At 39.8% G+C, this 10,331-nt stretch carries 10 protein-coding genes; 6 read left to right on the top strand and 4 right to left on the bottom strand.

The genetic code is table 11. The annotated features are described in order from the left end of the window. Positions 1 to 389, bottom strand: a 389-nt coding sequence (locus DYY65_RS11065) for a hypothetical protein (protein ID WP_201449477.1), incomplete at its 3' end; no start/stop codon positions are given. A 204-nt stretch (positions 390 to 593) separates the two neighbouring features. Next, positions 594 to 1,412, bottom strand: coding sequence for a NosD domain-containing protein (locus DYY65_RS11070; RefSeq protein WP_201449478.1), 819 nt, complete (start codon positions 1,410 to 1,412; stop codon positions 594 to 596). Positions 1,413 to 1,942: 530 nt separating this feature from the next. Here DYY65_RS11070 and DYY65_RS11075 point away from each other — a divergent pair. From DYY65_RS11075 to DYY65_RS11095, 5 genes are all read left to right on the top strand, one after another. After that, positions 1,943 to 2,971 carry an NAD(P)/FAD-dependent oxidoreductase gene (locus tag DYY65_RS11075; RefSeq protein WP_162478020.1) on the top strand — a complete coding sequence of 343 codons (1,029 nt, stop codon included), beginning with the start codon at positions 1,943 to 1,945 and terminating at the stop codon, positions 2,969 to 2,971. Positions 2,972 to 4,166: 1,195 nt separating this feature from the next. After that, positions 4,167 to 5,324, top strand: coding sequence for a hypothetical protein (locus DYY65_RS13160; protein WP_441338331.1), 1,158 nt, complete (start codon positions 4,167 to 4,169; stop codon positions 5,322 to 5,324). Between the two features lie 73 nt (positions 5,325 to 5,397). Then, entirely contained in the window at positions 5,398 to 5,694 is a 297-nt protein-coding gene (locus DYY65_RS11085; RefSeq protein WP_236561808.1) for a hypothetical protein, read from the top strand. A gap of 220 nt (positions 5,695 to 5,914) precedes the next feature. Next, a complete protein-coding gene (locus tag DYY65_RS11090; protein ID WP_162478023.1) occupies positions 5,915 to 6,400 on the top strand; it encodes a resolvase in 486 nt (161 codons plus the stop codon). A gap of 96 nt (positions 6,401 to 6,496) precedes the next feature. After that, a complete protein-coding gene (locus DYY65_RS11095) occupies positions 6,497 to 7,156 on the top strand; it encodes an RNA-binding protein (RefSeq protein WP_162478024.1) in 660 nt (219 codons plus the stop codon). A 182-nt stretch (positions 7,157 to 7,338) separates the two neighbouring features. Here DYY65_RS11095 and DYY65_RS11100 read toward each other — a convergent pair whose 3' ends face one another. Next, positions 7,339 to 8,838 (bottom strand): glycosyltransferase family 2 protein, encoded by a 1,500-nt coding sequence (locus tag DYY65_RS11100; protein WP_162478025.1) that lies wholly within the window; start codon positions 8,836 to 8,838, stop codon positions 7,339 to 7,341. A 566-nt stretch (positions 8,839 to 9,404) separates the two neighbouring features. On the opposite strand from DYY65_RS11100, the gene DYY65_RS11105 reads away from it, so the two are divergent. Then, positions 9,405 to 9,821, top strand: coding sequence for a YqaA family protein (locus DYY65_RS11105; RefSeq protein ID WP_162478026.1), 417 nt, complete (start codon positions 9,405 to 9,407; stop codon positions 9,819 to 9,821). Between the two features lie 180 nt (positions 9,822 to 10,001). On the opposite strand, the gene DYY65_RS11110 is transcribed toward DYY65_RS11105, so the two are convergent. Next, positions 10,002 to 10,331, bottom strand: a 330-nt coding sequence (locus tag DYY65_RS11110) for an AIR carboxylase family protein (protein ID WP_201449479.1), incomplete at its 5' end; no start/stop codon positions are given.

A 10,331-nucleotide genomic window follows, 5' to 3' on the forward strand; every position in this document is an offset into this window, starting at 1 on the left:
GCGTTAGTAGCTGCAGTCTTGTTCATGCCAGCAGCTGCGCTTGTAGCGTTAGTAGCTGCAGTCTTGTTCATGCCAGCAGCTGCGCTTGTAGCGTTAGTACCTGGAGTCTTATGTAATGCTGAAGTGGTAGCATTTAGTGCGTTGTGAAGGGCAAATGATGTCGCATTCGTATTTCGAACTTCGTTAATTATTGATTTGGTTAGTGCAGGAGGAAGGAATGTCGAAAGTCCAGTAATACCACTTTGATTAGAAGCCGTACTGGCGACTGCTTTAGAAACTAGGCCAGCCTCTTGTAATAAGCCCTGGGCGTGACCAAACGACAATCCGCCGGTTATGGCAATTATCGATAACAACAGCAATAAGTAGCTCGTCTGTCGTTTTTTGTTCATTATTAAAGGAGAATTTGTCTCCAATTTATCACTTTCGACCTACTATTCTAGCTGAAAGTACAGTTAGAAAGTTAAAAAGAGCGATTCCACGTCAGATGTTTTAAAAAGTAAGCCTGATAATTAAAATTGCCTAAAGTCAAAGAATGAATAAAAAATAGGTTGAGGGTTGCTACGTATATTACTCCCAACTAAACCCTGTGTTGTTTATCTTCCTATACAAAGCCCACTTGGGTTGCTGACCATACAGTTGTTGTCTGCAAATGAATTGACGTTGATATTTGGTGCTAGTCCATTGGCATTGTTGAGGTCTATTACGTTGTGGAGTATGTTATTCATGTTAATCGTATTGTCATGACTCTGCGCGTCAAGGAATAGACCATTCTGACCGCCTTCCACGTTATTTGCAGAGATAATAGATTTGTCTGTATTTACCAGTGTTAAACCTGCTAGGGTGTTACCACTGAGCATATTAGACATGACCGTTGCTCCGCCACTAGAATGCATTGCTACTCCCAAATTATTGTTCCATATTGTGCTTTGTGAAATTGATACTCCTTTCGCTCCTGTTGAGAACAATCCAATTTCGTTTCCTGTCAAGCCAACCAGTTTTATTTGCACGCTGTTCGCGCCGGTTACCAATACGCCAGCCTGGAAGCCCTTGATGGTCCCGTCACCATTTATTATTACGTTATCATTGTCAGGAACTACTATTCCGACCTTTGAGCTCTGTTGCCCCGGACCAGATATGGTATATCCATTCAGGTTAATGACTGTGTTGTCGGCTCCTATGATTAAGCCGTCTCCAGTGCAAACTAGATTCGATGTTAAGTTAACGTTCCCTTGTACTACTTCTCCGCAAGCTGGATTTGTGATAGGAGTTATTGTAGTGGTTGATGCTGACCCTGATGTCGATGGAGTTGTCTGTGCATGTGCTATTTCAGCTGTTGGTTGAATTGCCAAGCCAATCACTGCCGTTAGAGACAAGATTGTCGCTACCATGTATGACATTATAGTTCGTTTCATTCAGAAGACGGCTCGGAGATAAACTATTTATGCAAACCTACTCTTTGTACTAAATACTAGATTCGTGTCTATTGAATATAAGTATGTATTTACGTTATTGATCGTAACTATCTATTAGTATAAGTAGTCCTTCTACTAATGCCCAGATCTTGAGTTTTCTTATGTAAGATAATTCTCCTCTGAAGATTATGAGTTTTGGATCCACATTGCTTGTAGTGGCCGAAATATTCAATCCTTTGATAGTAAATTAAAGCTCCTGTCGACAAAGCTTAACCAAGTGAAGAAACGTTCTTTACTTTATTGATATTGAGCAACTTAACAATGAGTAAATTAAGTGATATGCTATATTATAACTATTAGTAAACCAAATTCCATCACCAGTTTTGAGCATAAGTTGAGAATAACCGATGATCCTCAATTAATAAATATTCCACTTGAATATTACTCTGGGCTTTTCTCATCGCATTTTGCAGTGTGCAGTGAACGAGAAGAGTTATAAACAAACTAACAGGTAAAGTTCCATCTTGAAAATGGCCATTGTTGGAGCAGGGGTTTCTGGAAGCTATTTGGGACACATGCTCCGACGACGTGGCCATGAGATCGAAATATTTGAATCCTCTACAGAAGATAAACACTGGGCTGTTTGTGCCTGGGCTGCATCCAAAAACATGCTTAACCGCTTTTCCAACCAAGCCGGCCTTAATTTTGAAAATTATATTTTGCATGTCGGTAAGACCCTTAGAATGGATCTGCCCAATCATGTCAGAGAATACTTAGATTTGAAGGGGTTAGTGACATATAACAAACAGCAGTGGGAACATGATTTGCTGGGAGACATGAAGGTTACATATAATCGAAAATGCACTCCAGGGAACTTCAGTTCGGACCGTTATGATTATGTTATTGACTGTACTGGTATGCATCGCACAATGCTACCAAGGGCCCCAGAAGATTTCTTGATTCCAGCTTATGAATATCTGCTAGAAAATGTACATGGCATGGATGAATTTTACGTTGTCGGCTATATGAGGGCAAAAGGATATTTCTGGTACTTTCCGCTCGATAATAACCGCGGGTACATGGGTGCGGGAGACATTGATAAAAAATATGAGGGAGTTGAGAGCTTTCTAAGTAACCATCCTGAGGCTAGAATTGTAAAAAAAATTGGTAGGCCGATACGTCTTGCCCCACCCAGGAGAATGCGGCCATTTCATTCCGGGAATATTGTAGGTGTGGGTGAGTCAATCGGATGCGTATTTCCAATGTTGGGAGAGGGAATAATTCCATCACTCATTTGTTGCGACATTTTCCTTGAAGTATTAGACGGAAGCGACTCGGGGAAATTTGATTTTGAAAAGTACACAAAAATAGTTCTGAAAAAGTTTGCATATTATGATGACGTATATCGTATCGTAAGGCTAAAAATGAAAAATAAATTAAATATGGTAAAGCATATGCGGCTGTTGCTGAGCATGTATCGAAATATGAAAAGAGAGGAAAGCCGGTTCGGCTTCGAAGTCAACTTGGACAAAATGACGAGATTAGTGAAAGCATTGTAACTGACACCGTGACTCAATTGTTTTGAGGTATTCTAACTTCAAGCTCGCTGGCAATTAAGAGCTGTGCACAAACTGATAGCCCGAAATAGGTATGGGCATTGTCAATTTCTTTTTTTCCTAGTAGGATTATCACGCCCTTAATCGATTCGAAAACGATGCAATACAGGTTCTAGGAAGACAGAATTCATTGATAGATATAGAGTTATACGGGATTGAGTGCGAAAACCTATATGATGCATATTCTGCAAGATTTGAAATGTAAATGAACCATTTACTTGCCTTTCTTTTTATATCTCTCTTCGTTTTGTCTCTAAGCGTATTGTTGTTTGAACTTACTTTAACTCGAATGTATTCCATTATACTTTGGTATAACTATGCTTTCATGGCTATATCAGTCGCATTTTTTGGATTAGGAATTGGCGCCTTAGCTATTCATGTTTCAAAACATAAAATGAAACAAGAATCCCTGCCGATCAAAATAATACAATCTACAATTGCTTTGGCTATCTCATTGCCTCTGTTTTTGCTTACGGTGGGACATCTCATACCTCCCAATGTATCTTTCATCTATTTGTTCTTTTTAGTATCATCCATTCCGTTTTTCTTCGCTGGCGTTTCAATGGCATTAATCTATCTTGCAATGCCAAGTGAGATAAGTAAACTATACTTTGTCGATCTTGCAGGAGGAGCAGCGGCAACTTTAATCTTAGACCCTCTAATACGCGGGCTTGGAGCAGAATCAGTTATAATTTTGATTGGGTCGCTAAGTACACTTCCCGCCCTTTTCGCATGCACATTATTCTTGTTAAAAAGAAATGTTAAAGAACCATTCCAACTCGGCTCAAAATTCAGGCCTGCTTTTTATGGTGTCCTAGTACTTGTTGTGTCAGGGGTATTACTAAGTGCCAACTTGCACTCAAATATATTGGCGATTGAACCAGGAGTTAATAAAGGTCTGCGCTATATTTTAGCGAATTCTTCTCGATACCACGACGCAGCCACTGAATGGAACTCATTTTCCAGAATTGATGTTGTGCAGCATGTAGGTGATCCCAATAAATCCGGTTTTAAAGATCTGGCTTCAATCTTGATTGATGCAGATGCTCTGACACCTATACTAAAATGGAACGGGTCAAAATCGGATAGAGCTTGGTTGAAAGGCTACATGGACTTCCTACCGTACGAAATATCTAGAATGAATGGGAGTAAAACATTAGTTATAGGAAGCGGTGGAGGCGAGGACATTTTAGTAGCTCTGTCTGCAGGTTCAAAGAATGTAACTGCGGTGGAATTGAACCCCCTAATAGTATCAGCGGTAAGACAATTTGGGGGAAACTCCGCAGGGAGTTTGTATGACCGCAAGGACGTAAAATTGTTTATAGATGACGGGAGGAGATTTATCAGTTCAACTAATACAAAATATGACACCATAGTCATTAAACTAGTTGACTCTTGGGCTGCGCAATTAGCCGGAGGTTATGCACTATCTGAAAACTATCTTTATACTGTTGAGGCGTTTAAACAGTATCTTGGCCATTTGAACAGCCCAGAAGGAAAGCTAGTTATGGTACGATGGAGCACTGAATTGCCTAGGCTTATTCCCCTCGCCGTAGAGGCTTTAAGACAGTACGATCAGCAAAAAAGTCACATAGACATAGCTAAGCAGATTGTAGCTGTAGAGGACACTCCAGGTTTGACATTTGGTCCCAATCCACAGAAAACATTTTATCCAGTTCTGTTAATGATAAAAAATAGCCCTTTTTCTTCTTCTGAGCTAGCTTTAATAAAAGAGCGAGTCAGAGCTGACCACGCAAAAATAATTGCAATGCCTTATGGTTATGTTCAGCCACCTTATAACAGATTATTCACGGATGGACAGATTAACAACGGCTCCAAACTAGACGCTTATAGGTCAAACGTAAATTATGACTCTCTTGGATTCATGATGCCTCCCACTGATGACTCGCCATTCTTTTTTGCAAACGAGCAAATGCCAAGCCAGATGATTTTACTGATCGAAACAGTACTAGGTGTATCTGCTGTGATTGGCTTAGTTCTAGTATATTATTCGAAGGCAAACAAGATAAAGTTAAGTTCGTCTTCTCGTTTTCACATATTATTTTCAATATTTATCGGACTTGGTTTTATTTTTTTAGAAATCACTTTCATTCAAAAGTTCTTGTTAATGCTAGGAACGCCTATAATGGCGTTAAGTGTTATTCTCTTTTCGATCTTGCTATCAACTGGAATTGGTGCTTATTTGAGTGGAAAACTTTTTGAAAGGGATCCGTATNATCCCTCCTTTGATCGGAATAGTGTTACTTTATTATTTCACTTTGCAAGCAATTATTGACAATGCAATTGTATTTTCGTTAATGCAAAGAGTTACTTTAGCTTTCTTGCTGCTCTTTCCCGCCGGATTTCTAATGGGATTTCAGTTTCCATCCATCAGTAGAATGGCATCCTATTGGGGGCAGTCAAGAACCGAAACACATAACGGAAAATTACAACTAACTAGTACTAGAAGACAAGATATAACTTTGCTATGGGGCATGAACATTGTTGCTTCAGTTGTGGGTACTGTCCTTGCTGCGACACTGTCAATGACAATAGGCTTTAACGAAAACATGCTTGTCGGTGCAGGACTATATTTGGGAGCTATTATTTCTGCAATAGCGGCTCAAACTTTGTCACAAAAGGCGAAGCTAACAACGATTAGTTAATAGGTAGATTTTCTATTCGACTGGCCGCCTGCGAAGTTACGTGAAAAAGACAAGGACAGCTCTGAAAACACAAGAGTCAATGAAAGTTTGCAACCACACAATCTTTGGGTCGTAGATACTTTATTAAGAGTATAATATTTCATAGGACGTCAGGTGATTCATCGTTTACTCGGAGACAAATGTGGCCACATTTGTTTACTAGTGCTTAAGATGAAGATAATTGGGGAACATTAGACGAAGCAGAGGCTATAGTTTTGAGCACAAATTAGTCCAAAGACTCAATAATGGTGAGTGGAATGCCAGGCGCTTGGGCGGATCGAGCACAGGTTTGCCCGACATTGTAGCTGTTAACAACAAGACAGGAACGTTGTTGACGATAGAGGCAAAATCAGGCACGGGTGATATTCTGTACGTTCCTGCTGATCAGATTGAGCGCTGTATCCTAATCGATCGAATGTTTAGTTATTACGATAAGAGGCACATTATCTTGGCTTTCAAATTTATGAAAAAAAGAAGGTTGCAGAGGAAATCTAATATTATTTATGAAGCGCGGCAGCTTGTTGAACATTACTTACTTGCAGATGCACTTTCTAAAAAAACTGAGTATCCGATAATCAAGTGCATGTATAGTGGTGCTACATACGCAATTTATCCTGACAAATCCAAGAAACTGACGCTACCACGGTTCCAAATGCCGTTTATGTGAATTCTCAAAATGAGTACAACTAATAAGTGCCATGTGAAGCATATACACCACTAATAAGTGGCATAAAAAGCATATACTCCAATAACAAAGCCTTTATTGAGAAAACAGCCACATTTGGATATGATCGCAGACATCCAAGACTCTATTGACAATACACATGAACAATTGAAAAATATAGAAGAAAGGAGAGAGAAACTAATTACTGGTACCCGCAAGATTGTCCTTTTGTGCGGAAAATCTATTGTATCTATGCACCGTCAAAAATTTGGAGAAGGAGAAAAGATGATAGAAGAGGCCCGCAAATTATTGGATGAGTTTAGACCGGTTGCCCAAACTGATCTACAAAAATACATTTCAGATGCGGAGCAAGAGTTTGTTGAAGCATCGATGCTAAAATCAGTGTGTAATGGTTCATCTCTTCCATCAAGAAATAGCCTCAATGTTTCTGGCCCTTCATACATAACAGGCATTTTGGATGCAATTGGAGAGATGAAAAGACTAGTGTACGACAGAATGCGGACTTCAGAAAGGGATGAAGTGCTAAGGGTTTTCAATCTAATGCAAGAATTGTACAGTGCTATTTACGTTCTAGGAGTGTACGATAATCTAGTGCCGGGATTACGGAGAAAACTCGACATATCAAAAATGATAACTGAAGATATCAGAGCAGCAATTACTGAAGATTCAAGGAGGGAGACTATTCTAAAAGCTATGACAGTATTACAGGCCAATTTAAAGGAAAAGATGATCGAATAACCGGCAGATATGTGAGGTTATTCCAACCATCTTGCAAAAATGCATTAAAATCGATTTTTTTCAACTATTAAATAGAGTTTCCAAACTTGACAACTACAAGGTTAAGTGCATGTCAAGGTAGGCCCTAGCAGAGAGTAAACGACAGAGCCTAATGGCTTATTCGAACTTCATAATCTGTGATGTTATCTCCACGCTTCTTTCTTGATTGTGATGGCTGCATAAAATATTAACCAGCTTAAAATGAATGTTGAAATGAAAGTGAATAGTGGTCGGTACAACCAGTACGGATACCCGGGGTTTCTTAACCTAGAATCAATCCCATAAAGCATCCCTGTGTATAATAATCCTGCAATGTAGAAAACTACAGTACCCAAGTCTCCGGAGAAAATGAGTGCCATTACTTTCAGAACGATGAGCGGTCGAGTGAGTTTAAGGCCCAAGACTAGATAATAGATGAAAGCTGCATAAAATGGCCTTCTCCAATATATTCCACCAGTCGCTGGAAGACTTCTGATAAAGCTCTTCCTCCATCTTATTTGTTGGCGTACCAAGTCAGTAAACGTCGCGGGGACACCCGCAGTAACCCTGACGCTTGGGCTGTACACTAATTTCCAAGCATACCTTCGTTTATCCTTCGTCTTGTCATCTTGATCTGGATCCGCAGAAGACTTCATGCTGTTGAGATCATCGTTACCTGTTTGGAGAATAGGGATACTTTCATACCCATTTTTGCTTATATTGGCATTACCGCCTTGCTCTGAGGGTTCTTTATGGGATTTCAACACGTCCTCAGGTTTGGCGCCAAGGACATATGCCGTGAGCCTTCTGTCGGTCGCAAATTTGAAATTCTCTATGCCTAAAAAGCGGTCATGGGCCCAAGTATACAAGAAATCGTGAACAGCTTCCCGTCTGTATATTGACAAGGCACCAGAACAACAAGTCAACGAAGAAAATACGGTTTCCATTCCCTTTAGCAGCCTAAATTGTCCATCAAACCATACGTCTTCGATTTTTAATAATGTGTTTTTGGATGCATTCCTAACCCGAGCATGTCCCGTGACAGCACCAATTCTACGGTCTGCATAAAAAATCTTAACAGCGTTGTCGACTGCATCATAGTACAGGTCGCAGTCACTGTCCATCATAACATAAATTTCGCCTTTTGCGATTTGAGACGCTGCTTCAATGGCAGCTTTTTTGCCTATGCTCTTTGAGAGGTGTATTATGTGAAGTTTCGCTTCCGTACCGACTTCCTTCCTAATTTCATCCAGTATTGCAGCAGTTCCATCTGTGCTTCCATCGTTTACGATGATCGTTTCCTTGTTGGTATAGGAAGAGTTTATGCAAGATTCTACACAATTTCTGATATTGCCTTCCTCATTCTTAACAGGTACGATAATCGAAATCAGCGGTTTTTTGTCTTCAGGGATGACTATATCTTTCACTGCTGTGAACGGATCATGAAATTTTACCCAAGATAGAAAAAAGAGATTAAATAAAACAACGGATGTAAGAACACTGTAAAAACCAACAGTAAAATCAACGACATAAACTATCAAATAGATTTTAATACCAAGGATGATGCCTATACTGGCAAGGACTAAATATCTCACTAGCCAGCGCTTCCTGTCCATTTCCCTGAGTTTTTCCGTCGTTACTGGTTGTTTACTTTGTACAGCCATGAACCGCATTTACTCCTATTGATCCCTGAATAATTAAAATTGTTAAGAACTACGTATAAGCATTTGCCAACATTATCCTATTCAATGTAGCCTGACCAATCTTAAGTATAATCCTACATAGCCAGGAGAAAATTGTACTCTGTGATACCCAGTTTAAAGTTTAAAGAGGATACCATGCCTTCCTGTCCTTGATTTTTCCCGGGTTGGATATACAGGCTAAAAAGCAAGTAAGAAGCGATTGAGACGCTGCGAGGTACTTTGAATAATTTGTCGGTTTGAGGTTTACCAAGGATTTTGTGTGGACTAGGTATAAAGTACGATAGAACTTGCTAGAAGAGTAAGCTATTATATAATCGAATACTGCTTAACAAGCCGAGATTCGAATACTGCTTAACAAGCCGAGATTGTGAATTGCTAAATGAATCAAGTTTTATACTCACATATGAGCAAATTATGGAACTAAGTACTAATTATTGATCATGATATTGTACTCGCTTCTTATACTCCCCTCTTCAGTCACACTTTTCTTCACGAGATATGGGTTGCTAGGGCTCTTTCTTAACGGTATGCTATCATCGTTTATACCTATACCAACAGAGATAACTACCGCAACTCTCATAGCCGCCAAGGAAAATGAGACCAGAATTTTTATCGTTTTAACCGTGGGGTCGATAATCGGAGGTTTTGTTGCATATTATATTGGGTACACAGGTGTTCATGTTTCACACAGATTAAGAAAGATTACTCGATTTGATGATAAACGGAGCCAAACGGGTTACGCTCTTTTGGCGAGATATGGTTGGCTACTTATATTTATTTCACCATGGATCCCTATTGGCGGAGACATAATACCAATTATCGCGGGAATTAAGAAGTACAATTTAAACAAATTCATCATCGCAATGGCATTGGGAAAGGCTATAAAAGCTCTAGCGATAGTTTACTTTTTGAGTCTAATCGTCGTGACATTTTTCCAACATTAAATAAAGCAAGATCGGTGAAAGGGAACCCCTCGTGCTCTGAGTATAATTAGTGAAGCCGCGAGCACACCTGCCATTGATGAAAAAATTAGAAGGGATCGATTTGGAGGAAGCCTAATAGATGCTTGAATTATGCCTGCCCCCCGAGTCACGCAGACATATTTCGGTAATGATTAGAATTGATTACTTTCCCAGTAGGCGTGTATATTCTAACACCTGCTTAAGGCCACGCTTGTCCAACAATGCAGCTCTTCTGAGCACATCCAATTCTAAATTTCTCTTGTATTGCTCAATCTTATTAGCAATTGAGCTGTCGTTTAGTCCTAATATCTGACAGGCTAAAATACCAGCGTTCTTGGCTCCGTTGACTGCTAAAGTGGCGACTGGCACGCCAGCAGGCATTTGTACTATTGATAACAGAGAATCTAGCCCACGTAGCTTTGAGGATGCGCTCATTATAGGGACTCCTAATACAGGTAATGGAGTCATTGCTGCCACCATTCCAGGCAAATG

It is taken from the genome of Nitrososphaera sp. AFS (assembly GCF_009898475.1).
Classification (GTDB): domain Archaea; phylum Thermoproteota; class Nitrososphaeria; order Nitrososphaerales; family Nitrososphaeraceae; genus Nitrosopolaris.